Annotated in this window: 20 protein-coding genes and 1 riboswitch; of the genes, 12 read left to right on the top strand and 8 right to left on the bottom strand. The window is 70.7% G+C overall.

Features of this window, described 5'->3' with window-relative positions:
* Nucleotides 1-75: 75 nt before the first annotated feature.
* Nucleotides 76-1,305: a L,D-transpeptidase gene (locus AC3A3L_RS18805; protein WP_487641567.1), complete on the top strand. Its 1,230-nt coding sequence runs from the start codon at nt 76-78 to the stop codon at nt 1,303-1,305.
* A 112-nt stretch (nt 1,306-1,417) separates the two neighbouring features.
* Entirely contained in the window at nt 1,418-2,581 is a 1,164-nt protein-coding gene (locus tag AC3A3L_RS18800) for an RtcB family protein (protein ID WP_487641566.1), read from the top strand.
* A 70-nt stretch (nt 2,582-2,651) separates the two neighbouring features.
* Here the strand turns inward: AC3A3L_RS18800 and qcrB are convergent, their stop codons facing one another.
* From qcrB to ctaE, 4 genes are read right to left on the bottom strand one after another with little or no spacing between them, the layout of a single operon-like run.
* Nucleotides 2,652-4,406: a cytochrome bc1 complex cytochrome b subunit gene (gene qcrB, locus AC3A3L_RS18795; RefSeq protein ID WP_487641565.1), complete on the bottom strand. Its 1,755-nt coding sequence runs from the start codon at nt 4,404-4,406 to the stop codon at nt 2,652-2,654.
* Complete coding sequence (gene qcrA / locus AC3A3L_RS18790) at nt 4,403-5,515, bottom strand: cytochrome bc1 complex Rieske iron-sulfur subunit (RefSeq protein ID WP_487641564.1); 1,113 nt, start codon at nt 5,513-5,515, stop codon at nt 4,403-4,405. Before qcrA ends, qcrB begins: the two co-directional genes overlap by 4 nt.
* Nucleotides 5,512-6,384: a cytochrome bc1 complex diheme cytochrome c subunit gene (qcrC, locus tag AC3A3L_RS18785; protein ID WP_487641563.1), complete on the bottom strand. Its 873-nt coding sequence runs from the start codon at nt 6,382-6,384 to the stop codon at nt 5,512-5,514. Before qcrC ends, qcrA begins: the two co-directional genes overlap by 4 nt.
* Before the next feature lie 46 nt (nt 6,385-6,430).
* Nucleotides 6,431-7,081 carry an aa3-type cytochrome oxidase subunit III gene (ctaE, locus tag AC3A3L_RS18780; protein WP_487641562.1) on the bottom strand — a complete coding sequence of 217 codons (651 nt, stop codon included), beginning with the start codon at nt 7,079-7,081 and terminating at the stop codon, nt 6,431-6,433.
* Nucleotides 7,082-7,147: 66 nt separating this feature from the next.
* On the opposite strand from ctaE, the gene AC3A3L_RS18775 reads away from it, so the two are divergent.
* The 3 genes from AC3A3L_RS18775 (at nt 7,148) to trpD (ending at nt 9,659) form a co-directional block, all read left to right on the top strand.
* A complete protein-coding gene (locus AC3A3L_RS18775) occupies nt 7,148-8,083 on the top strand; it encodes a cytochrome c oxidase assembly protein (protein WP_487641561.1) in 936 nt (311 codons plus the stop codon).
* An 88-nt stretch (nt 8,084-8,171) separates the two neighbouring features.
* Complete coding sequence (locus tag AC3A3L_RS18770; RefSeq protein ID WP_477507493.1) at nt 8,172-8,588, top strand: Rv3143 family two-component system response regulator; 417 nt, start codon at nt 8,172-8,174, stop codon at nt 8,586-8,588.
* Between the two features lie 42 nt (nt 8,589-8,630).
* Complete coding sequence (gene trpD / locus AC3A3L_RS18765; RefSeq protein WP_487641560.1) at nt 8,631-9,659, top strand: anthranilate phosphoribosyltransferase; 1,029 nt, start codon at nt 8,631-8,633, stop codon at nt 9,657-9,659.
* On the opposite strand, the gene AC3A3L_RS18760 is transcribed toward trpD, so the two are convergent.
* The 3 genes from AC3A3L_RS18760 to AC3A3L_RS18750 are packed head-to-tail and all read right to left on the bottom strand — an operon-like array spanning nt 9,656 to nt 16,378.
* Nucleotides 9,656-11,134, bottom strand: a complete 1,479-nt coding sequence (locus AC3A3L_RS18760; RefSeq protein ID WP_487641559.1) for a DUF2142 domain-containing protein — start codon at nt 11,132-11,134, stop codon at nt 9,656-9,658. The two genes, trpD and AC3A3L_RS18760, sit on opposite strands and share 4 nt — an antisense overlap.
* 1 nt (nt 11,135) lies before the next feature.
* Complete coding sequence (locus AC3A3L_RS18755; protein WP_487641558.1) at nt 11,136-11,762, bottom strand: hypothetical protein; 627 nt, start codon at nt 11,760-11,762, stop codon at nt 11,136-11,138.
* 44 nt (nt 11,763-11,806) lie between these two features.
* Entirely contained in the window at nt 11,807-16,378 is a 4,572-nt protein-coding gene (locus AC3A3L_RS18750; protein WP_487641557.1) for an Ig-like domain repeat protein, read from the bottom strand.
* A gap of 203 nt (nt 16,379-16,581) precedes the next feature.
* On the opposite strand from AC3A3L_RS18750, the gene AC3A3L_RS18745 reads away from it, so the two are divergent.
* The gene (locus tag AC3A3L_RS18745) at nt 16,582-16,860 is read left to right on the top strand and encodes an Lrp/AsnC family transcriptional regulator (RefSeq protein ID WP_487641556.1); all 279 of its coding nucleotides are present in this window, start codon (nt 16,582-16,584) and stop codon (nt 16,858-16,860) included.
* Between the two features lie 40 nt (nt 16,861-16,900).
* On the opposite strand, the gene AC3A3L_RS18740 is transcribed toward AC3A3L_RS18745, so the two are convergent.
* Nucleotides 16,901-18,691 carry a DEDD exonuclease domain-containing protein gene (locus tag AC3A3L_RS18740; RefSeq protein WP_487641555.1) on the bottom strand — a complete coding sequence of 597 codons (1,791 nt, stop codon included), beginning with the start codon at nt 18,689-18,691 and terminating at the stop codon, nt 16,901-16,903.
* 102 nt (nt 18,692-18,793) lie between these two features.
* On the opposite strand from AC3A3L_RS18740, the gene AC3A3L_RS18735 reads away from it, so the two are divergent.
* The 6 genes from AC3A3L_RS18735 to AC3A3L_RS18710 all read left to right on the top strand — a co-directional run bounded on the left by AC3A3L_RS18735 (nt 18,794) and on the right by AC3A3L_RS18710 (nt 24,520).
* Entirely contained in the window at nt 18,794-19,069 is a 276-nt protein-coding gene (locus tag AC3A3L_RS18735; RefSeq protein WP_487641554.1) for a hypothetical protein, read from the top strand.
* Nucleotides 19,070-19,079: 10 nt separating this feature from the next.
* Nucleotides 19,080-20,318 (top strand): NYN domain-containing protein, encoded by a 1,239-nt coding sequence (locus AC3A3L_RS18730; protein ID WP_487641553.1) that lies wholly within the window; start codon nt 19,080-19,082, stop codon nt 20,316-20,318.
* Nucleotides 20,315-21,688, top strand: coding sequence for a hypothetical protein (locus AC3A3L_RS18725; protein WP_487641552.1), 1,374 nt, complete (start codon nt 20,315-20,317; stop codon nt 21,686-21,688). Before AC3A3L_RS18730 ends, AC3A3L_RS18725 begins: the two co-directional genes overlap by 4 nt.
* A 69-nt stretch (nt 21,689-21,757) precedes the next feature.
* Nucleotides 21,758-21,964 (top strand): hypothetical protein, encoded by a 207-nt coding sequence (locus tag AC3A3L_RS18720; protein ID WP_268112511.1) that lies wholly within the window; start codon nt 21,758-21,760, stop codon nt 21,962-21,964.
* Between the two features lie 145 nt (nt 21,965-22,109).
* Nucleotides 22,110-22,245: riboswitch (cyclic di-AMP (ydaO/yuaA leader) on the top strand.
* Between the two features lie 99 nt (nt 22,246-22,344).
* Nucleotides 22,345-23,271, top strand: a complete 927-nt coding sequence (locus AC3A3L_RS18715; protein WP_487641551.1) for a C40 family peptidase — start codon at nt 22,345-22,347, stop codon at nt 23,269-23,271.
* Between the two features lie 61 nt (nt 23,272-23,332).
* Nucleotides 23,333-24,520, top strand: coding sequence for a hypothetical protein (locus AC3A3L_RS18710; protein ID WP_487641550.1), 1,188 nt, complete (start codon nt 23,333-23,335; stop codon nt 24,518-24,520).
* The last annotated feature ends 43 nt before the right edge of the window (nt 24,521-24,563 follow it).

The following is a 24,563-nucleotide window of genomic DNA, read 5'->3' as shown; positions in this document are numbered from 1 at the left end:
CGTCCGCGACGTACGCTGGACGGGTTCTTCCGTTCCACCGCCCGTCCGGGCGGGCTCTCCAGGGGGTCACGTCGCATGCGCACACGCGCGCCCAGGTCCACGCGTCCCGCACGCCGTCGTACGACGGCCGCGGCGGCGCTGCTGATGCTCTCTGCCGGCCTCGCTGCGTGCAGCAGCGGCGGCGCGCCGGCCGGTGACACCACCCAGGACGCTCCCGACGGTGGTCCGGACGCCTCGCAGGCCGCCCAGGTCGACCCGGTCCGCCTGACCACGAGCTTCAAGGACCCGGCGTCCGTGCCGATCGACTCCCCGGTGACCGTGTCGGCCGACGGGGGTGAGCTGTCCGACGTACGCGTGACGTCCGCCGCCGGCCCCGTCGAGGGCCGCGTCGAGGGTGGCACGTGGACCTCGGTGTCGCGGCTCGAGCCCGGCACCGACTACCGGATCACCGCCGCAGCCACCCGGTCCGACGGCGAGGCCGTCGAGCGCACGCGTGCCTTCCACACCGTCGACCTGACCCTCGACGAGCAGACCTACCCCTCGATCGCGCCCCTCGAGGGGGAGACGGTGGGCGTCGGCATGCCCGTGGTGGTGACCTTCGACCTCCCGGTCGCCGACCGGGCGCTCTTCGAGAAGCACATGACCGTCACCAGCACGCCCGCCCAGAAGGGCTCGTGGTACTGGCTGAGCGACCGCGAGGCGCACTTCCGCCCCGCGCACTACTGGAAGGCCGGGAGCGACGTCTCGGTCGACCTCGACCTCAACAGCCTGCCCGCGGGCAACGGCATCTACGGCCAGGAGGACCGCCAGCTGTCCTTCCACGTCGGGGACGCCCACGTCTACAAGGTCAACGCCCAGACGCACCAGATGCAGGTCTTCAGCAACGGCCAGCTGCTCCGCACGCTGCCGATCACCACCGGGAAGCCGGGCTTCACCACCCGCTCCGGCGTCAAGGTGATCATGGAGAAGTTCGAGGAGCGGCGGATGAACTCCGAGACGGTCGGCATCAACCGCAACAGCCCCGAGGCCTACGACATCGACGACGTGCAGTGGGCCATGCGGGTCACCTACTCCGGCGAGTTCATCCACGCAGCGCCGTGGTCGGTGGGCTCGCAGGGCCACGCCAACGTCTCCCACGGCTGCACGGGCATGTCGACTGCCGACGCCGGCTGGCTCTACGCGATGAGCCGGCGAGGCGACGTCGTGGAGTACACCGGCACCGACCGGCCGATGACCCTCGAGAACGGCTACGGCGACTGGAACCTCCCCCCGGCCGCGTGGAAGCAGGGCTCCGCGCTCAGCTGACGCGTCCTCGTCCTCCTACGACAGCGGAAATGGGCGGTGCAAGCCGTTTCCGGGTACGTAGGGTCCTGGGTCGGTCCGCATCCCGGCGGGCCCTCCCAGAGAAGGAAGGACGATGGAGAACCTGACCCCGACGCTCATCAGCTGGGCGTCGATCCTCGAGGACAACACGCGCGCGCAGGCGGAGCAGACGGCCACGATGCCGTTCATCCACCCGCACGTCGCGCTGATGCCCGACGCACACCTCGGCCTGGGCGCCACCGTGGGATCGGTCATCCCGACCCTCGGTGCGATCATCCCGGCCGCCGTGGGCGTGGACATCGGCTGCGGCATGATCGCCGTGCGCACCCAGTACGCCGTGGGCGAGCTGCCCGCCGACCGCAAGCCGGTGCGGCAGGCGATCGAGCGCGCCGTCCCGCTCAACGCCGGCGCGGCGAACCGCACGGTCAGCCGCGAGCACACCGAGCGGCGGCTCGAGCAGCTGCGCGAGCTGGCGGCCGCGGCGCGCTTCGACCCCGCGTCGTACGCCAAGCGGTGGGACCTGCAGCTGGGGACCCTCGGGTCGGGCAACCACTTCATCGAGGTCACCGCGGACGAGACCGGGGGGGTGTGGCTGTTCCTCCACTCCGGGTCGCGCGGCGTCGGCAACCGGATCGCGCAGAAGCACATCGCGGTCGCCCGCGAGCTGTGCGCCGGCGAGGACCTGCCGGACCGCGACCTGGCCTACCTCACCGAGGGCACGGACGAGTTCGACGCCTACATCCGCGAGATGCGGTGGGCGCAGACCTACGCGCTGCTCAACCGTGAGGAGATGATGGACCGGGTCGTGCGGCAGTTCGCCGAGTGGGTGGACGGAGACGTCGAGCGGGTGGAGGAGATCAACTGCCACCACAACTACACCGAGCGTGAGCACCACTACGGGCGCGACGTGTGGTTGTCCCGGAAGGGCGCGATCAACGCCGAGGCGGGCCGCCCCGGCCTGATCCCGGGCTCGATGGGCACGGCGTCCTACGTCGTCGTCGGCAAGGGCGACCCGGTGTCGCTCAGCTCCGCACCCCACGGGGCCGGCCGGGAGTACTCCCGGACCCGGGCTCGGAAGACCTTCACGGCCGACGACCTGCGGGCGGCGATGGCGGGGATCGAGTACCGCGACACCGACGCGTTCATCGACGAGATCCCGGCGGCCTACAAGGACATCGACCGGGTGATGGCCGACGCGGCCGATCTGGTGGAGGTGCGCCACGTGCTGCGGCAGCTGGTCAACGTGAAGGGCGACTGAGCGACCGGTTGCGCGTGAGGAACGGCAGAGGGCCCGCCGGGAACATGCCGGCGGGCCCTCGTGCGGGTGCTCACTTGTCGCGGAGAGGTACGTCGTCCGTGTCGCGCAGGCGGTGGTCGTCGAACTGGTGACCGTCGACCGGGTGGTCGAGGCCCGACTGCAGCTCGGCCTCGTGCTCGGCGTGGTGGTGCGCCTCCTCGAGCTCGGCCCGCGTGGGCTTCTGCACGTTGTGGCTGTACATCCACGACGAGAGCCGGGCCCGCAGCTTCTCCGAGCGCGAGTTGGGGGCGGCCACGCCGGAGGCGTCGGTGTCGCTCCCGACCGTGAACACCTCGTCGCGCTCGCGCGCGGTGAGGGTGTAGGCCTTCGTCTCGTTGATCGGCAGGTGCCGCTCGGCGTACTGGCCCTCGGGCGAGCGGGTGATGATGCCCGTCTCGTAGCCGTGGAGCAGCTTCTCGTTGTCGGCACGCTGCAGCGAGATGCACCAGCGGCGGGTGATCCAGAACGCCAGGGCGGGACCGACGAAGATCGCGACCCGCATGAAGTAGGTGATCTGGTTGATGCTGAGGTGCAGCTTGATGGCGATGATGTCGTTGCCGCCCGCGGCCCAGGCGAGGCCGTAGAAGGTCATCAGTGACACCATGACCGCCGTGCGCGTCGGCGCGTTGCGCGGCCGCTGGAGCAGGTGGTGGTCGCGCTTGTCGCCGGTGATCCAGCCCTCGATGAAGGGCAGCAGCATCAGGATGACGAGCATCATCGGGGGCACGATGAGGATCGGCAGCATCACGTTCCAGGAGATCGTGTAGCCGAAGATCACCGACTCCCAGCCGGTCGGGATGATGCGCAGGAGGCCGTCGGGCCAGCCCATGTACCAGTCGGGCTGCGAGCCGGCCGTCACCTTGGTCGGGTCGTAGGGGCCGAACTTCCACACCGGGTTGATCGACATCAGGCCGCCCATGATGGCGATGACGCCGAAGACCATGAAGAAGAAGCCACCGGCCTTGGCGGCGTACACCGGGAGCATCGGGAAGCCGACGACGTTCTGCTCGGTGCGGCCGGGGCCGGGCCACTGCGTGTGCTTGTGGTAGACGAGCAGCAGCATGTGGGCCGCGATCAGCGCCAGCAGGATGCCCGGGATCAGGAGCACATGGATGATGTAGAGGCGCGGGATGATCGACTCACCCGGGAACTCGCCACCGAAGAGCAGGAACGACATGTAGCTGCCGGCGACCGGGGTCGCCTTGAGGAAGCCGTCGGCCGCGCGGACGCCGGTGCCCGAGAGCAGGTCGTCGGGGAGCGAGTAGCCGGTGAAGCCCTCGAGGGTGCCGAGCAGCAGCAGCAGGCAGCCGATGACCCAGTTGAGCTCACGCGGCTTGCGGTAGGCGCCGGTGAAGGCGACGCGCAGCAGGTGCACCATCATCGAGGCGATGAAGATCGCCGCCGCCCAGTGGTGCATCTGGCGCATCAGCAGGCCGCCGCGCACGTCGAACGAGATGTGCAGGGTCGAGGCCATCGACTCCGACATGCCCACGCCGCGCAGCTGGTCGTAGGAGCCCTCGTAGGTGATGTGACCCATCGAGGGGTTGAACCACAGGGTCAGGAAGACGCCCGTGAGCAGCAGGACCACGAAGCTCCACAGGGCGATCTCGCCCAGCATGAACGACCAGTGGTCGGGGAAGACCTTGCGCAGGTTCTTCTTCATCGCCGTGGCGAGGCCGAGGCGGTCGTCGGCCCAGGAGGCCAGCGAGCCGGCGGGGCCGGGCTTCGACGCGGTTGCGGCGTTCGTGCGGTTGCTCGTCGCGACCTTGCTGGTGTCGACGCTCACAGCTTCTCACGCTCCCAAAAGCTTGCCCCGATGGGCTCGGTGAAGTCGCTCTGGGCGACCAGGTATCCCTCGTCATCCACCGCGATGGGCAGCTGGGGGAGGGGGCGGGCAGCCGGACCGAAGACGACCTTCGCGTGGTCCGCGAGGTCGAAGGTCGACTGGTGGCACGGGCACAGCACGTGGTGCGTGGTGCGCTCGTAGAGGGAGATCGGGCATCCGACGTGGGTGCAGATCTTGGAGTAGCAGAGGACGCCGTCCACGGACCACTTCTCCCGGCCGGGGGCCGGAGTGATGTCCTCGGGGTCCATCCGCACGATGATGATGGCGGCCTTGGCCTTCTCTGCCTGCTCCTCGGCGCCGTGGAGCTCGGGGTAGCCGTTCTCCTCGGTCGGGAACATCGCCTCGGCGGTGCCGTTGATGAGGTCGCCCATCTCGATCTCGCTGGCCAGGATCGGCGTGCCGACGACGTCGCGCACCAGGCGCATGCCCGGCTCCCAGACGGTGTTGCCGAGCTTGTCGACGTCGAGGGCGTTGCCGGGCGCGAGGTCGCGCAGCAGCACGACCGCGGGCAGCCCGAGCACCGCGACGGCGCCGAGCATGGTGTTGCGCACGAGCGGGCGGCGGCCGATGCCGGCCTCGTCGAGGCCGTCGTTGAGCGCCTGGATCGTGGCGTCGCGGTCCTCCTGCGGGGAGGAGGCCGGGTGGCGCATCTCGATGATCTCGTGGTCCGCCATCAGCTTGCGGGCCAGGTGGATGATGGCGGTGCCGATGAGCAGCAGGCTGAGCCCCAGCGTCAGGCCGAGGGTGATGGTGGAGGCACCGAGTCCGGCGAAGGTGTCCCAGTTGTCGCCGACCTCGAAGGAGAAGTAGGCGACCACGAAGAGGACGGCGAAGACCATCGCGGCGATGAACATGCCCGCGATCTGGCGCTCGGCACGCTTCTCGGCCTTGGGGTCGACGTCGGTCGGCCGCCACGTGTGGGCAGGCAGGCCGGGGTCGGCGATCGGCTCGGCCTCGCGGTGCGTGGGCACGTGCGTGTCGTACGGCACCGGCGTGCCGTCCGGTGCGTTGACGGGGTGCTCCGGCGTGGAGGAGTTGTCGTTGCTCACGCGTTCACCTTGTTCTTCTTGGTGCGGGTGGTGTGCGAGGCGATCCAGACCGCCGCGCCCACGAGTCCGCCGATGCCGATCACCCACGCGAAGAGGCCCTCGGAGACGGGGCCGAGGCCGCCCAGCGTGAAGCCGGCGTACTCCGGGGTCTCCTCGAGGCTGCCGAGGTAGGCGATGACGTCGCGCTTCTCCTCGGGGGTGAGGTTGCCGTTGCTGAAGTTGGGCATCTGCTGGGGGCCGGTGAGCATCGCCTCGAAGATGTACTTGGGCTCGACACCGTGGAGCGTGGGGGCGTAGCCACCGCGGGGCATCGCGCCGCCGGCGCCGTTGAAGTTGTGGCAGGCGGTGCAGTTGGTGAGGAAGATCTGGCCGCCGCGGGAGATCGCCTCCTCGCGCTCCTCGTCGGACAGGTCGTCGATCGAGTAGTCGGCCTCGTTGGGGATCGCGGGGCCGGGGCCGAGCGAGGCGACGTAGGCCGCGAGGGCCGCGACCTCCTCGTCGTCGAACACGACCGGCTTGCGCGGCGCCTGCTGGCCCGGGCTCGCCATCGGCATGCGACCGGTGCCGACCTGGAAGTCGACGGCGGCCGCGCCCACGCCCACGAGCGAGGGGCCGAGCTGGTAGCCCTCGCGGACGGTCGGCACGCCCTCGCCGTTCTGGCCGTGGCAGAACGAGCAGCTGGCGAGGAAGAGCTCCTTGCCCTTCGCGACCTGCTCGGTCTCGCTCGGCTGCGAGTCAGCCTGGGCGGGGGAGAGGACCGTGTAGAGGGAGCCGCTGATCAACAGTCCCAGCAGCAGCACGGCGAGACCCGCAAGCGGTCCCCGACGATGCCGGGAGAGGCGTCCAGCGGTTCGGTTGAGCAATCGCACTTTTGAGTCCTTGCCAGTTGCGACGGTGTTGGCTGTCTGGGGGTGCTTACTGGATGACGTAGATCGTGAAGAACAGGCCGATCCAGACCACGTCGACGAAGTGCCAGTAGTAGGACACGACGATCGCGGTGACGGCTTGCTCGTGGGTGAAGCGTCGGGCCAGGTAGGTGCGGCCCAGGACGAACAGGAAGGCGATCAGCCCGCCGGCCACGTGGATGCCGTGGAAGCCGGTGGTCAGGTAGAACATCGAGCCGTAGGCGGAGCTCGGGATGGTCACGCCGTGCTCGATCAGCTCGGCGTACTCCAGGGCCTGGCCGCCGATGAAGATGGCGCCCATGACGTAGGTGAGGATGAACCACTCGCGCAGGCCCCACTTGGTGAAGTTGAGCAGGCCCCCGGTGCGGCCGACCTGGCCGCGCTCGGCGGCGAAGACGCCCCACTGGCAGGCGAACGACGACGCGACCAGGATCGCGGTGTTGGCCGTGGAGAACGGGACGTTGAGCTTGGCGGTCTCCTGCGCCCAGAGCTCTGGGCTCACCGCACGGATGGTGAAGTAGGACGCGAACAGCGCCGCGAAGAACATCAGCTCGCTCGAGAGCCAGATGATGGTGCCCACGCTGACCATGCTGGGTCGGTCGTGGTGCCCGTGCAGGCGGGAGGCCGGAATCGTCGCAGTTGCTGTCGCCACGGAAGTCATTATGGCCGTTGCTGGGGACGAGGGGCACCCCGACCCCCTGTGTTGTCCCGTCATAAAGTTCACAACGTGCTCAACGCCCACCTCGCCCTCTCCGCGGACGCCGCCGAGGTCCTCCCGAGATTCACGCTCGGACGTGTCCTCACGGACTGGGGGATCGACCCGATCCCCTTCGTGGTGACGGTCTGGGCCGTCGGTCTGTACACCCTCGGGGTGGCCACGCTGCGTCGCCGCGGCGACCGCTGGCCGGTCGGCCGGACGCTGGCGTTCGTGGGGCTCGGGATGGGCTCGTTCGCCTTCGCCACGATGTCGGGACTGGGCATCTACGACACCACGCTCCTGAGCGTCCACATGGTGCAGCACATGATCCTGTCGATGGTGGTGCCGCTCGCCCTGGCGCTCGGCGCCCCGGTGACGCTCGCGCTGCGCACCCTCCCGGCGACGCCCCGGCGGTGGCTGCTCGCGGTGCTCCACTCCCGGGTGGCCAAGGTGCTGGCGTTCCCGCCGCTCACCTTCGTGCTCTACGTCGCCTCCCCGTGGGCGCTCTACTTCAGCCCCTGGTACGACGCCAGTCTCAGCTCGTCCTTCGTCCACCAGATGATGCACATCCACCTGGTGCTGGTCGGCACGCTGTTCTTCTGGCCGCTGGTGGGCGTCGACCCGGTGCCCGGCCGGCTCACCCACCCGTTCCGTGTGCTCCTCACGCTCATGACGCTGCCGTTCCACGCGTTCCTGGGCGTCACGATCATGGGCCAGACGAGGATCATCGGCGAGCAGCACTACCTCGCGCTGCGGGAGGGTCCGATGGGCGCCTGGCTCCCGCCGATGCTCGAGGACCAGCACCTTGCCGGCGGCATCCTCTGGGCCAGCGGCGACCTCATCGGTGTCCTGTTCTTCGGGGTGCTGTTCACCCAGTGGGTGCGCTCGTCGATGAAGGAGGCCGCCCGCGAGGACCGTCGCCTCGACCTCGAGGAGCGGCGTGCGCGCCATTCGGTGGTCGAGTAGTCCGCGAGGAACGAGCGGGCGTGTCGAGACCTGCCTGTGACGCATGCCTCGGCGCCAGGGGCGCGTGGCGGTGGTTACGATGCCTCTCGTGACTGATGCCGCCGCAGACCGCGCCCTGAAGGTCCTCGTCTACAGCGACGACGTGAACACCCGCCAGCAGGTCATCCTCGCCCTGGGCCGCCGTCCGCACCCCGACCTCCCGGAGCTGGAGTACGTCGAGGTCGCCACCGAGCCGGTCGTCCTGCAGAACATGGACCGCGGCGACATCGCCCTCGCGATCCTCGACGGTGAGGCCGTACCCGCGGGCGGCATGGGCATCGCCAAGCAGCTCAAGGACGAGATCTACCAGTGCCCGCCCGTCGTGGTGCTGACCGGCCGCCCCCAGGACGCCTGGCTCGCGACCTGGTCGCGCGCCGAGGCCGCCGTCCCGCACCCGATCGACCCGATCCAGCTCGCCGAGGCCGTCATCGGCCTGCTCCGGCCGTCGGTCCCGGCCACGTCCTGACACCCCTCGGGCGCGGGGTCGCGGCGCCACTAGCCTGATCCCATGTCCCACACCTGGCCCGACGTCCTCTCCACGCTGGTCGCCGGTGACGACCTGACGACCGAGCAGGCGCGATGGGCCATGGACGAGGTCTTCGCCGGTGCGGCGACCCCCGTCCAGCTGACCGGGTTCGTCGTGGCGCTGCGCGCCAAGGGCGAAACGGTGGACGAGGTCACCGGCATCGCAGACGCGATGCTCGCCGCGGCCAACCCGATCTCGGTGCCTGGTCGGCTGCTCGACATCGTCGGCACCGGCGGCGACCGGTCGATGTCGGTCAACATCTCCACCATGTCCGCGATCGTCGCTGCCGGCGCCGGGGCGCGGGTGGTCAAGCACGGCAACCGCTCGGCGTCGTCGAAGTCCGGGTCGGCCGACGTCCTCGAGGCACTCGGCATCCGTCTCGACCTCGCCCCGGCGCGGGTCGCCGAGGTCGCGGAGGAGGCCGGCATCACCTTCTGCTTCTCCGCCGCCTTCCACCCGGCGATGCGGCACGCTGCGGTGCCGCGTCGGGAGCTCGGTATCGCCACGACGTTCAACATCCTCGGCCCGCTGACCAACCCGGCCCGCCCGCAGGCACAGGCCATCGGCTGCGCCGACGTCCGGATGGCGCCGGTGATGGCAGGTGTGCTCGCTGGTCGCGGAGTCGACGCGTGGGTCTTCCGCGGGGACGACGGCCTCGACGAGCTGACCACCACGACCACCTCGACCCTCTGGCGTGTGCACGACGGCCAGGTCACCGAGAGCTCGGTCGACCCCGCGTCCCTCGGCCTCGCCCCGGCGACGACCGAGGACCTCCGCGGTGGCGACGCCGCGCACAACGCCGACGTCGTACGCCGTCTCCTGGCGGGGGAGCAGGGCCCCGTCCGGGACGCGGTGGTGCTCAACGCCGGCGCTGCGCTCGCGGTCCACGACTCCCCGGACTCCGAGGTCGACGCGGCCCTCGCTGCTGGCGTGGCCAAGGCCGCCGAGGCGATCGACTCGGGCGCGGCCGAGGCTGCGCTCGGGCGCTGGGTGGCGGCGACGTCGGCCTAGGGCCTCGCCGCGGGGTCCGCGGGCGTCCGAGCCGAGTCGGCCCCGGCGGAGCCGACGGGACCGGCGCGTCCGTCCGGAGCGACGGAGGAGCGCAGCACCCACCACGCCCCGGACCATCCGGTCGCGGCGGCCACGACGGCCACGGTCGTGGAAGCCGTGGCGACGTCCTCGCGCAGTGCGAGGCAGGCCACCGCCAGCGACAGGGCCAGACCCGCTGTGCCCACCACCGCGTCAGTGGCGTACCGGATCCGGGGAAGGAACCCGCGGGTGACCTCTGCGGCGAGCAGGGGCACAGCGAACAGCAGGGGCAGCTCGTAGCGCCCCTGCCACGCGAAGCCCAGTGCGTCGTAGGTGAGCACCGTGACCCCCACGGGAATGACGCTGGCAGCAGCAAGTGCGCCGAGGATCGCCAGGGTCGCCCTGGTGTCGCGCGACCTCAGTGCGCTCCACACCAGCGCGACGACGGCGGCGATCCAGAGCGCGTACACCACGGGCCACACGAGGCCGAAGCGGTAGGGCATCGTCCCGACGACCTGGAAGACCCACACGATGGCGTGCGCGAAGGCGGGGATCTCCTTGGTGCTGGAGGCCAGCGGGTCGCTGACGCTGGTGTCGTTGGTGCCGACGAGGAGGCTCCAGAGGACGACTGAGGCGGTCGCCGCGGCTGCTGTGAGGGTGGCCAGTCGTGCGGCGCGCAGGTCACCGAGCAGAGTGCGGACGCCGGGGAACCCCTGCCAGAGCCACAGGACCACGGCCGTGCAGGCGAGCCACAGCACGCCGAGCGCATGGGTGAGCACCATGAGCGCCACGGCGACGCCGAGCGCGGTGCCCCGGCCCCGATCCGATCCGTCGCACGGCTCTCGCCCGCGGGAGACGAGGCTGGTCCACATGAGCAACGCGGCCGCGAGCTGGATCCCGTTGGGAGCACCGACGACGCTCGCGAACGTGACGGCGGGCGTCAGGCACAGCATCATCCCCACCCCCTGCCACGTGGTCGTCGCTGTTCGCGCGCTAACGGCCCACGCCCACGCGAGCAGGAGCGCCGAGACGCACGCGCCGATGCCGCGGATGCCCCAGAGGGTCGCGTCCCCCTCGAGAAGCCAGGAGGCCGGCGCGACGAGCAGGTAGTAGGCGGGGTTGTAGCCCGCAGTCGTGGCCGGCATGAGCACCCGGTCCGGTCCATCAGCGCCCGCAGCCTCGCAGGACTCGGGCTGGAGGTCCTGGTGCAGGTCGGCGCAGGTGGAGCGGAGCGCCGCTGCGACGTCCCGCTCGACGGAGACGTACGCGTGACCGGTCTCGTTGGTGGCCGACGAGGAGACCACCCCGCCGCCTGCGACGGCAGAGGCACGTTTGACGTGCTCGATCTCGTCCGGACCCGACCATGCGGGGAGGGCCAGCGCCCACGCAACCTGCATCAGGGCGATGGCGAGCAGGGCACCCCAGAAGGGCGTCGGTCGTCGACGCGCTCCGGTCACCTCACAGCTCCAGCATCCAGGTGTCACCCGAGCGCCGGAAGCCGACCCGGTCGTAGTAGGGGTTGACCATGCCCGGGTGCGTCACGACCCGCCGTATCCCGCGGTCGGTCAGCAACCCACTGCGGCGCCAGACGAACTCTCCGGGGGAGAAGTCGCGAAACCGGGGGGTCACGTAGTCCAGCAGGACGTGCGCCGTCTCGCGCTCGCGGCGCAGGAGCACCACTCCCACGGTCTCGTCTCCCTTCTGCACCAGGAACGAGGCTTGGTCCGTGGCGCCGGGGTCGTGCACGAAGTCCGGGTTGAACCGGAGGATGTCGGCGCCGTGCACGCGCAGCACGTAGCGCAGGTACTCGTCGGCAGGCCCGACCTCGAGCACCTCGAAGGCCGACTGGTCATGGCGCTGACGCACCATCGGGAGGATGAACCAGAGGTTGATCACGGCGAGCGCAGCGTTCATCGCGGCCATCGGCCACACGCCGAGCAGCGCGTTGAACACGACGAGGATGAGGCACGCGACCAGGTTGAGCACCCGGAGGCGCAGCACGCTCGTCTGGAGGAGCGAGTAGACGAGCAGCGCACTGCCACCCCACCCGACGATGTCGAGCCAGTGGTCCGCGAGCCAGGTCACGGCGGGAGACTACTTCCGCCGTGACCCGGCTGCACGGTTCTCCACTACCGCTTCACCTTGAGGACGAGCTTGGCCTTCGAGCCCGTCACGGTGGCCGAGCCCGAGTAGGTCACCGTCAGCTTGTGCTTGCGCGCCGCCAGCTTGGGCATCTTGAAGGTGATCGCGCCCTTCTTGGCCGCTGTGAGTGACAGCTTCTTGATCGTCTTCTTGCCGTCCTTGATCACCAACGTCCCGGTCGGTGCGGGCTGGCCCGGCGCCGAGACGGTGATCGCGAGCTTGGCGCGAACCTTGCGCGTGACCGCGTAGGGCGTGACCGCCAGCGACGTCGTCGACTTCAGCTTCGCGATCGCGAGCGGGGCCGTGACGGCCTGCCCCGGATCGCGACCGGCCGAGGTGGCGCTCACCTGGAGGCTGATCTGCGACGCCGCGTCGGAAGCGGTCACCCAGTAGGTGCCCTGGGTCGCCCCGGCGATCGGGACACCGTTGCGCAGCCACACATAGGTGTAGGTCGGGCTGTGGGTCCACGTGCCGGGATCGGCGGTGAGCATCGAGCCGACGGCCGCCGTGCCCTTGATCCCCGGTGCGGTGAGCACCTGGGGGGCGCTGCCGCGGGTCGCGGCGATGCCGTTGCTGACCGACGTCCCGTCGGGGAACCCGGCCTTGCGGCCGATCGCCCGCACCGAGATCGTCTTGCCGATGTCGTCGACGCCGATCGTGTAGCTCGCCCCGGTGGCACCCCAGAGGGTCTGGCCGTCTCGCAGCCACTGGTAGGTGGTGTCGACAGGTGCCTGGTTCCAGGACGGTGCCGCGACGAGGAGGGTCGCTCCCACTCCTGTGCCGCTGGGCGCCGAGATGGTGACCGGGGACGTCGCCTGGAGTGTCTGGATCACCGTCGGCTGCGAGACCATCACGCCGTCGGCGAAGCCGGTCTGCTTGGCGGTGACCCGGATCGAGATCGCGTGCCCCCCGTCCTCCGGGGTGACCTGGTACAGGCCCGACGTGGCGCCGGGGATCTGGACGCCGTCGCGCAGCCACACCATGCTGGTGGAGGTCGACCAGCCGCCGGACCACGTACCGGGGTTGCCGGTCAGGTAGCTGCCCACGGTCGGGTTGCCGCTGATCGTCGGCGGGGTGATGTTGTTGACCGCGTCACCCGAGGTCGTGGAGACGGGGGTGCTCGTCGAGACGCCGTCGAGGTAGCCGGCCTTCTTGCCGGTGGCGCGCAGCGAGATCACCTTCCCGAAGTCATCGGTCGTCAGCGTGTACGACGTGCCCGTGGCGCCGAAGATCGCGCTGCCGTCCCGCAACCACTGGTAGGTCGTGTCGACTCCACTCATGTTCCACGTGACCGCGCGGCTGGTGAGGGTCTTGCCGACCCCCGTCCCCGCGGGGGACTGGATCTCCGGTGCCTGGACGGCCTGGATCTGGGAGTCGACGGCGAAGGTCGAGGTGGCGCGCGCGATCTCGCTGCCGTTGCCGTCGCGGGCGATGACCGTCCACTGGTAACCACCCATCGTGAGGTAGGCCGGCGGAGCGTACGCGGTCGCGGCGGTCACGGCGTTGATCTGGGCGCCGGAGCCGCCGGTCGGGGCACCGGAGACGCTGTAGGTCGCGGCGCCGGTGACCGGCTGCCACTGGAGAACCGGGCCGTTGGGGGACACCGACGAGCCCGCGGTCGGGGCCAGCATCGTGACGTTGCCGGAGCCGACGAAGAAGCGGCCGGGGGCCGACCACGGTCCCTTGTTCCCCGACGCGTCGGTGCGACGTACCCGCCACACGTAGGCAGAGGTGCTGGCGGGGAGCGGGACGGACGGGCTGAACGCCGAGGTGCGGACGTCGTTGGCGGACACCACCCGGGTGCCGGCCGCGAACGTCGTGTCGTCGTTGCGGTTGATCTCGACGTCGTAGGACGACGCGAAGGCCTGCGAGGACCAGCGCAGGGGCGCGGTGCCGACCACCGTGGTGTTGCCCACGGGTGCGCTGAGCGTGACCTGAGGGCTCTTCTTGACCAGCTGCTTGGTGTCCGACCAGGTCAGGCCGTTGTCGTCGGAGTCGATGGCCTGGACGCGCCACTCGAGGGTGCCCTCGGGATACAGCTTGTCGAACGCCGTGTAGCTGGCCTGGTCGACCACCTGGCGGTCGATGACGTTGCCCTGGAACGAGACCTCGATGCGGTACTGCTTCGCCGACTGGTAGCTCAGCTCACCGGTCTGCGGCCAGGCGTAGTCCTGGTTCGTCTCGAAGTAGTCGTCCCAGCTGAAGGTGATCTCGTTGCCGGCCGGGTCGCTGCTGGTCAGGCCGGTGACAGCGGGCGAGCGCTTGGTGAACGTGCCCTGCGACTTGTCGGTCGCCGACACCGGGTCGGGGCCACAGTTGAGCGGTGCACGGCAGGGGCGGATGGCCCAGTAGTAGGCACGACCGGCCTGGTTGTCGCCATAGGTCCAGTCGTCGTTGTCGAGCGCGGGCGCGTACATCGAGTTGGTGGTGGCCGGGATCGCGTTGCTGGGCTCCAGCAGGTTCGTGAAGGACGCGTCCTCGCTGACGTAGACCATGTAGTAGGCCACCCGCGGGTCGGCCTTCCACTTCAGCACTGGCGTCGCCGGTACCGAGCAGCCGCCCGTGGACTGGGTGCACGGGTTCTTCGGCCCGGTGTAGTTGTCGTCGAGCTGCTGGCCGCCGAGTGCGACCGCGTGCCCGGTGACCGTCGCGATGGGCTGGACCGTGAAGCGCGACTCCGGCCCGGTGGCGAGCAGGTTGTTGTTGCTGTCGTAGGCCCTGACCCGCCAGTCGTAGGACTGGGCGAGCTGGAGGCGCGCCGAGATCTCGGTCATCGCGGGGTAGGGGACCGGGGAGTCGATCAGGTTGTTGTACTCGTTGGAGAACCAGACCTGGTTGGAGTCCATGGCGTTGCCGATCTGGACCCGGTAGTAGGCGGCGCCGGTCAGCGGCGCCCACGTCATCGCGGGCGCGTTCGTGATGTCACCCGCCCCGGACGTCGGCGTGAGCGGCGTGAGGGCGGGCTGCGCGCTCGTCGCGGCGTTGCCCGACACCCGGAAGGAGTTGGTGTAGAGGAGTGACCCCGAGCCCTTGGTGGACTTGCTGCTGACGGTCCACGTGTAGGGGTTGCGGGCCGGGTCGAGCACCACGTTGCCCTTGGGTGTGTACGACGTGGAGTAGGTCGTGGCCTGGTCGACGACGGCGCCGTCGTTGCGCTTGATCGTCACGGTGTAGGTCTGGGCGCCCACGCGCGGCTTCCAGCTCAACGTCGGGACATCGACCGTCTCGCCGCCGCTCGGCGACATGTCGGTGATGGCGTCGGGCGCGTAGATGAAGTCCTGCGTCTGCGAGAAGATGCCCTGCACGCCCGGGATGTCACCGCTCTTGCTGAACGGGCGGTCCAGGGCGCGGACGCGCCAGTAGTTGATCTCGCCGGTGACCGGCCAGCAGTCCTCGTTCTCGCGGAACTCGGTCGGGATGCCGGTGGTGTTGATGGCGAACATGTTGGGCGTGTACGTCGTCCCCGCCACCCGGCACGACGCGAACGTGCCGACGCTGAAGTTCTCCTGCGTGCCGATCTGGAACTCGTACTCGGAGGCGTGCGCCACCGGGGTCCACTGGAAGTACAGCGGGGCGGGGACTTCCTCGGTCCCGGGGGTCGCCGGGTAGACCGGGCTCGGCCTCTCCGGCCACGTGCGGTTGAAGTTGTAGCGCGCCTCGGACCACGGCGTCGGCAGGTTGGCGGTGTCGATGGCGCGGACCCGCCAGTAGTACTGGTTGTTGTCGTAGGTGGTCGGCGGGGAGTAGCGGGTTCCGCGGATGCCCGTGCGACGCTCGATCAGCGAGCCCTGGCTGAAGTCCGTGTTGGTGGCCACCTCGACCTCGTACGACACGGCGCCGGGCACCGGCTCCCAGTCGAGGATCACGTCGGTGAGCTCGAAGTCGGCGTTGTCGGGCGGGGACGTGATCGCGGGCGCCGGGATCGGCTTGATCACGAACGAGCGCGCCGCGCTGGGCTCGGACTTGAGGTTGTTGTCCTTGGCCGCGACGACGCGCCAGAACCAGTCGCCCGCACCGAGCGGGTTGGGGACGACGAGCGAGGTGCTCTTCGTCTCGTAGGTGGTCGAGCCGACGAAGTCGCTGTCGCCGTCCACCTCGACCAGGTAGCTGATCGCACCCGGCGACGGCTCCCACGTGAGCACCGGCGGGTTGCCGGGCTGCTGCAGCGTGGCTGCCTCCGACGGCGAGACGAGGACGGGCACCTGGACCGGTGCCTTGGTGAAGGACGCGTCCGCCCATCCCGAGGGGTCGCCGGTCGCGTTGTAGGCCTGGACGCGCCAGTACTGCGTACCGGCCTTCAGGTTCATCGTCGGCACGTAGGAGTTGCTCACCGTGCTCACAGACACGTCCGGGACGCCGCTGAAGCCGGACTGGCTGTCGTCGATCTGCACGTCGTACCGGGTCGCGCCCGGAACGTGCTCCCACGTGAGCACCGTGGTGCTGTCGTTGGGGTTCTGGGCCGTCAGCGAGCCGGGGATGGCCGGTGGCACGCCCGCGACAGCCGCGTCGAGCGGGGCGAGGAGGGAAGCCGCGAGGCCGATGAGCGCGACAGCACCCACCCGGACTCTCTGAGTGCGTCGTGCAGTGGATCCGGACATCCCGAAAACTTCCCCTCGTCGGGCGACATGAAAGACCGCCACAACGTAGGACCGGGGATCGTGGCCAGGGGGGTGAATGGATGTCCCCTAGTCACAAATGACTAGAGATCATGACCGGTCGGAGCGCCGCGGCGTGGACGCCGGCGTGCCGCTACGGTGAACCCATGATCACCGCCATCGTCTTCGTGAAGGCCGACGTCGCGCGCATCCCCGAGGTCGCCGAGGAGATCGCGTCGCTCGACGGGGTGAGCGAGGTCTACTCGGTGACCGGCACGATCGACCTCATCGCGCTGGTGCGGGTGCGGGAGCACGAGGACGTCGCGTCCGTCGTCGCCGACAGGCTCAACAAGGTCGAGGGTGTCACCGAGACGGAGACGCACATCGCGTTCCGGACCTACTCGAAGCACGACCTGGAGTCGGCGTTCAGCATCGGGCTCGACTGAGGTCTCGTGACGGGCGCTGGGCGCCCTCCTCGACCACCGCCTATCGAACCGGCCGGTGCACTGGCGAAGGGAGGAGCTGCTCGTCGAAGGGCACCAGCGACAGTCGCGACTGGTTGGCCGCGTCGTAGACGGCGAGGTGCCGCGCCGCTCCGCCCAGCGGGCACACCCACTCGCCGTCGACGTCGACGAGGCGCACCCCCGGTGACTCCAGCCAGCGCAGGATCTTCTCCGTCTCCTCGGCCGTCGCGGCCGGCACCGGTCCGGGGGCGTCGCTGACCGTCTCGGCACTGGCCGTCAGCTCGCGGACGTACTGGTGGGCGTCGGCGCCGGGCGGGATCAGCCCGGCCGCGGCGAGCCGGCCGTGGCGCACGACGTGCACCGACCAGCGGCCGTTGTCCTCCCGGCGCGCGGCGACGACCTCGGGACAGCGGGCGAGGGCCGAGAGCCGCTGGGTGCGGGCCGCGGCCCGGACGAAGGTGGCGAGCCGGTCGCGGTGGACGCCGGCCTCCTCGAACCTCTCGCGTTCGGCCAGCGCGGTCATGCGCCGGTTGATCGCCTCCACCACCTCGTGCGGGCTGCGCATCAGCGTGTCGCGCAGCTGTCGGACGACCGCGCCGTAGGTCGAGGCGTCGGTGGAGCCGTCGCACGGGGACAGGCACCGCCCCATCTCCGCCAGCACGCAGGCCGACCGGGACGGAGCCAGGGGGAGCCGTCCGCTGCACTGTCGGACGGGGAAGGTCTCGTGGAGGGCGGCCAGGCACTTCTCGGCCGTCTTCCTCGAGGAGAACGGGCCGAGGTAGTCGGCGTCGTCGTCGAGCACCTTGCGCACGAGGGACAGGCGCGGCCACGCCTCGCGGGTGAGCTTGAGGAAGTGCACCTTCTCGGGGAACCTCGAGCGGCGGTTGTACTTGGGCTTGTGCTCGGCGATCAGGCGCAGCTCGCGGACCTCGGCCTCGAGCGGCGTGGCGCACTCGATGCCGGTGACCGACTCGGCGAGGCCGACCATCTCTCCCATCCGGGTGCGGGTCTCCGACGAGGTGAAGTAGGTCCGGACCCGGGTGCGGAGGTCCTTGGACGTCCCGACGTAGAGGACGCGCGCGCGGTCGTCGCGGAAGAGGTAGACGCCGGGGGAGTGGGGCAACCCCTCGGCCAGGTGGCGCTTGCGGCGCTGGGCCGTGCTGACCCGGGAGGAGAACGTCTGGAGCTCCTCGAGGGTGTGGACGCCGAGGCCTCCGAGCCGCTCCATCAGGCCGTGGAGCACGTCGACCGTGGCCCGTGCGTCGGACAGCGCCCGGTGGTTGGGCGTCGTGGTCGAGTTGAAGACCTTGGCCAGCGACGACAGCTTGCAGTTGGGGGCGTCGTCACGGGTGATGACGCGGCGCGCCAGCTTGGCCGTGTCGAGCACCTCGAACTTCGGCCAGGGGCGTCCCTGACGGCGCGCGAAGTGCTGGAGGAACCCGACGTCGAACGGTGCGTTGTGCGCGACGAGGACGCACCCGGCGGCGAAGTCCAGGAAGGCGGGCAGCGCCGCCTCGATGGGCGGCGCGTCGTGGACCATCGAGTTGCTGATGCCCGTCAGCACGGCGATGAACGCCGGGATCTCCGTGTGGGGGTTGACCAGCGTCTGGAACTCGCCGAGCACCTCGCCGCCCCGCACCTTCACCGCGCCGATCTCGGTGATCATCGACCCGGCCTCGGCGGAGCCGCCCGTGGTCTCGAGGTCGACCACGCAGTAGGTGAGGTCCCGCAGCGGACGCCCCAGCTCGTCGAAGCTGCGCTGTGCCTCCCAGCGGGACCTCTCCCGCGTGGGGCGGTGGGCGGTGGTGCTCATGTCCGACGACGCTAGACGTGGGATCCGACATCGGGGCCGCGGCGCGCGGACTACGCTGACCGCGCCTGACCCCAGGGACGACCGACGACCAGAGGAGACTCCGTGCCCGAGCAGATCAACGACCTCCGCATTCCCGGTGACGGCGAGCGGTGGCGTTGTGGCGGTTGCGGCAACCTCACGCGCTTCGACGTCACCCGCACGCGTCGTACGACGGAGTACTGGCACTTCGACCTCGCCGGTGACCACCAGGTCGAGGAGGAGACGGTGCGCTCGGAGGCCGTCGAGTCGGTCTCCTGCCGCTGGTGCGGACGCAGCGACGCGATCGAGGTCGTGGACCGCGCCTCGGCCGACACCTCCGCGGACCCGGCCGCCGGATGACGGGACGTCCGTGACCCACCCAGCAGCCCTGCCCGAGCGGCTGCGCCTGCGGGTGGTCGCCCTGGTCTCGGCGGTGCTGCCGTCGGTCACCCCGGTGCCGCCCTCCCTGCGCAAGGTCGCCGGCTTCGCGCCGGCGCGCCGCGCCCGGCTCGGTGGTGCTGCGATCTGGACCGCGCTCGAGGACGACACGTTCCGCGAGCACGCCGCGGTGCAGGTCCAGGCCCTGCCGGCCTCTTCCGACGACCAGGTGGACGCCGCGGCGCGCGCGTGGCTCGTGAGGGACGAGGGGTGGGAGCTGGTCGTCGCCGAGGTCGCCGGCTCGCTGGAGCAGGACGAGGCGCGCGACGAGCAGTCGCACGCCGAGCAGGCCCGACTGGCTGCGCAGGTCGCAGCCCTCCAGGCCGAGCTCAGCGCCGTGCGTGCCGAGCACCGCGAGGAGCTCGAGCGTGCGAAGGCCGACCACAAGGTGCTGCGCCAGAGGCTCGGCGAGGCGCGCGGTGTGCTGCGTGCGGCGGAGGATGCCCGCGACGAGGCGTACACCACCCGGGACCAGGCCGTCGCGGCGGCCGAGGCCGCGACCCGCAATGCCGAGGCGGACGTACGACGCCTGCGCGCGCAGCTCGACGAGGCCGAGGCCGGCCTCGCGGCGCAACGCAGGGAGACACGGTCCGACCGGGACGCAGCGAGCATCCGGGCCCGGCTCCTGCTCGACGCCGTCGTGGACGCGGCGACGGGGCTCCGCCGCGAGCTCGCGCTGCCCGCCGTCACCGGCGCTCCGGGCGACGCCGTCGAGGCATCCCTGGCCAGCGTCGATGCCGCGCCCTCCTCCAGCGCACCGGCCACACCGGCGTTGCTCGAGCAGACCCTGGCGCTCCCACGCGCCAGGCTCGTCATCGACGGCTACAACGTCACCAAGCAGCGGTGGCCGAGCGCCAGCCTCGAGGCGCAGCGGAGCCGACTGGTCGCTGCGCTCGGTCCGCTGGTCGCACGGACCGGCGCGGAGACCACCGTGGTGTTCGACGCCGCGGAGTCCACCGTGCGTACGGCGATGCCGGCACCGCGTGGCGTGCGCGTCGTGTTCAGCCCCGAGGGCGTGATCGCTGACGACGTCATCCGCCAGCTGGTGGCCGCGGAACCTCGAGGACGGGTGGTCGTGGTGGTGACCAGCGACCGGGCGGTGGCACGCGACGTGGCACGCGACGGAGCGCGGGTCGTGCCGGGTGCGGTGCTCGAGGGCGTGATCGGATGAGCACGACCGCAGCCTCTGTCGCCTCGTGGCGGTGGACCATCGCGTCGATGGCGCTGGTCGCCGCGTTCTTCGCCGCATTCGTCCGCGTCGGCGGTGACTGGGACTGGTTGGTCGCCCTCGGTGACCACATCCGGGCCTCGATGGAGGTCCCGGACGGAGTGCCCTTCGCCGCCAGCGACACGGCGGGTTGGCACAACGTGCCGGTGCTCGCCCAGCTCGTCGCTTCGGTCATCCATGACCTCGGACCGCAGGCGACCGTGCTCATGCACGTGGTCGTCGTGGTCGTCACCTTGTTCGTGCTGGCCCGCACGGCACGGGCCGGTGGTGCGACTGACCGCTACACCGCGGGCGCGTTGCTCGCGCTGGGCGCCGGGGCGCTCGCGACCCTGGGCGTCGTACGAGCGCAGACCCTGTCCCTGCTTCCCTTCGCGCTGTTGCTCGCCCTCATCACGAGCCAGGTCCGTCAGCCGGACCGTCGCGTGTGGTGGGCGATCCCGCTCATCGCCGTGTGGGCCAACCTGCACGGGGCGGCACTGCTCGGCGTGTGCGTGCTCGGCGCCTACCTGCTCGTCGAACGCCTCCGCCGGGACTTGTGGTTGAGCGTGTCCGTCGGCGTGTCCAGCCTGCTCGCGCTGTGCGCGACGCCGGAGCTGTGGCGTACGCCTGCCTACTACGCCGAGGTGTTCGACAACGTGTCGGCCCAGCGGGGCGAGGGGTTGTGGGCCCGGCCGAGCCCGGACATGCCCTTCGACGTGGTCATGGTGGTGTCCGGCGTCGTCCTCCTGGCGTTGTTCCTGCGGTCTCGTCGACGGCCCTGGGAGTACGTCGCGGTGCTGGGTCTGTGCGTGGCCACGGCGAGTGCGGCGCGCCACGGGACCTGGCTGCTCATGCTCCTCGTGGTCCTCGCGGGGAGCGCCCGTGACGCGGGGGGACGCACCGCTGGCCTCCGCGCGAGCCGCCGCTCGGCAGGGCTTGCGGCACTCGCCGTCGTCGGCATCCCACTGGTGGTGGCGCTCCCTGTGGTCGTCGCTCGTGGCGACGCCGTGCTCGGCGCACGAGCCGAGGTCGTCGACGAGGTTGCCCGGGTGGCGGGAGACGGTGTGGTCCTGGCTCCAGCCCCGCTGTCGGAGTCCCTGGCGGTCGAGGACGTGATGCTCTGGGCGGGGAACCCGCTCGACGCCTTCAGTCATCCGGTGCAGGCCGCCTACCTCGACTTCCTCGACGGCGACGACGGCGCGGCGATCGCCATCGCCGGCTCGGACGTGGTGGTGGCACAGGAGGGCTCGGCGCAGGCCGACCTCATGTCCGGCGACCCGGCCTTCGAACCACGCGGCTGCGGGCCGACCTGGACCTGCTACGTCAGACGCTGAGACCGGCCGCCGCCCTCGTCCGGCATCGCGCCGGCCGCGATGTCGGTGGTCCCTGTCACCGTTCGGGACATGACGACACGGATCGACTGCGACACCTGTGTGGTGCGCGGGCTGCACTGCCACGACTGCGTGGTGACGGTGCTCCTCGGCCCACCGCCCGAGCTCACCATCGACGACGACGAGATGGCCGCGCTCGACGTCCTGGCCTCAGGTGGCCTCGTGCCGCCCCTACGGCTCGTCGAGCCGGTGAGCGGCCCGGTCATCGAGTCGGCCTGACCTCGGTGCCGCACGACACGATCTCCCACGAGTTGACCCGAAGATTGGCGACGGCTCCACGAGCGGTCTAGGGTGTGGGCTGACGTCCGTGGCAGTGGGTCACCCGGCCCGCGCGGGCGTCGCGCCGAGTCGTGGACCACACCCCCCGCATCACCCGTGGTCGACGAGCCGGGGAACCACACTTCCCCCTGGGGTGAATCGCCTGTGAGGCGTGCTGCGCGAGCGGCACGAGGAGCAGGAGTAGGCCACGTCGTGCCGAACCCGTCAGCTCACCTGGTAGGCGTACGACACCCCGAGGAGTTCCCCCGCTCGTGGCTCACACCCGCAAGCGAGTTGGCGCGACCGTTCTTGGTCTCTCCGCGATCGCTGCCATCGCATTCGTGCCCGCGACCCCCGCGCAGGCCGACCCCGACATCAAGGACGTCAAGGTTCGCGTCGACCGCCTCTACCACGAGGCCGAGGCGGCGCAGGAGCGCCTCCACGACGCCAAGCTCGACCTCGCCGACCTCCGCAGCGACCTCGACGGCCTCAAGGCCGACCAGGAGCGCCAGGACGAGCGGCTCGGAGCCGTCCGCGACCAGGTGTCCGACGCGGTCGTCCGACAGCTCGAGGGAGAGGGCATCGCGACCGTCGGTCAGATCGTCGTCTCCGACGACCCCGGGGCGTTCCTCGACTCGCTCTCGACGATGTCTTCCTTCAACGACCTGCAGGCCTCCCTGCTCTCCGACTACGACACCGAGCTCCAGGCTCTCGACATCCGACGTGAGGCCACTGCGGACCGCACCAAGGAGATCGCGAAGCTCACCGAGCAGCTGAGTGCGGAGAAGGACACGGTCGACGAGAAGCTCGCCGAGGCCAAGGACCTGCTGGCCGACCTCGAGGCCGAGGAGCGCGAGCGCGTGCTCGCCTCCCGCGGCACGACGACCCGCGCGCCGGCTGCCGCCTCGGTCCCGGCCTCGGGCCGCGCCGCCGCGGCCGTCCAGTACGCGATGGCGCAGGTCGGTGACGCCTACGTCTACGGCGCGATGGGCGAGAACGCGTTCGACTGCAGCGGCCTCACCATGCGCGCGTGGGCACAGGCCGGCGTCTCCCTGCCGCACTCCTCCAGCGCCCAGTTCAGCTCCGGTCCGCGCATCGCCGCCAGCGACCTGCAGCCGGGCGACCTGGTGTTCTACTACAGCCCGATCAGCCACGTCGGCATGTACATCGGCAACGGCATGATCGTCCACGCCGCCAACCCCGGCACCGGTGTCGCCGTCTCGGGCCTCTACTCGATGCCCTACGTCGGCGCGGTCCGTCCTGGCTGACGCACGATCCTCGAAGGCCGGTCGCCCACTCCTGTGGGCGGCCGGCCTTTCGCTGTTCCTGGTGGTCGCCGCCCTGGTCGTCGTCCTCACCCGGGACGGACGGCACGAGGTCGCGCCCGCCGAGCCCACCGAGGCCGTGCGTGCAAGTCCGGCACAAGCGGCAGCCGCGCTCTCAGCATTCGTCGAGGCCGTCGACGTGCGTGACGCGCACGCGCTCGCACGGCTCGCACCCCCGGACCTGCCCGCGGCCGGCGCGCTCATGTCGGACATCTCGACGAACGTCCGCACGCTCGACCTGACGGAGGTCAGCGCCCGCTACGTCGACCAGGCGGGCGCCGTCGCGCAGGACGGCTCGTGGAGCGGGGTCGTGGCGCTCACGTGGCAGCTGGCCGGCTTCGACGAGGAGCCGGCACGCAGCGACGTCCTGGTGAGGTTCGCTCCGAGCGGCGACGGCCTCGGCATCGCGGCGTTCGAGGAGGCCGACTCGGCGGGCGCGCGCCTTCCTCTCTGGCTCCGCGCCCGGTTGTCGGTGGCGCGGTCGGACGACGTCCTCGTGATGGTCGACGGGTCGAAGGACGAGGCTGCCGGAGTCTCCGGCCGCGCGACGCGCGGGATCGGCGTCGTACGACGGGTGCTCCCGGAGTGGGGCGGACCCGTGGTGGTGGAGGTGCCGGCCACCGCCGCCGACCTCGACGCGACGCTCGGCGCCCCGCGGGGGACGTACGCCGGCATCGCGGCGGTCACCGCTCCAGCGGGCGATCCGTCGGACATCGCCGGCCCCGTCCACGTGTTCGTGAACCCGGAGGTCACGGACGGCCTGCGTCGGGCGGGTGCGCAGGTGGTGATGAGCCACGAGCTGGTCCACGTGGCGACAGATGCGGTGCGGCGGCCGGTCGAGCCCTGGTTGCTCGAGGGCTTCGCGGACTATGTGGCGCTGCGCGACACGCGCCTGCCGGACCGCGTGACCCTGGGGCGCGCGATCGCGTCGGCGAGGCGGGACGGCGTACCTGGTGCGTTGCCGACGTCAGCCGACTTCGAGACCAGAGGACGGAACCTCCAGGCCCGCTACGAGGAGGCATGGCTGGCCTGTCGCATCGTCGCCGAGCGACTGGGGGAGCGCGCGCTGGAGAACGTCTACCGTGCCGCCGCGCGGGGGCGGTCGCTCGCAGAGGCGCTCGATCGTGCCGGGCTGCCGGAAGCAGTGTTGGCACGGGTGTGGCGCGAGCGCCTGACGACCGCTGCCGGATGACTGCGACAACGCACTGAAGGCGACCGGTGACCCGGTCGCCTCC

The organism is Nocardioides sp. Soil_C_8, from assembly GCF_057656315.1.
Note: the sequence above shows the minus strand (reverse complement) of the source record. Positions and strands in the feature narration are given on the sequence as shown.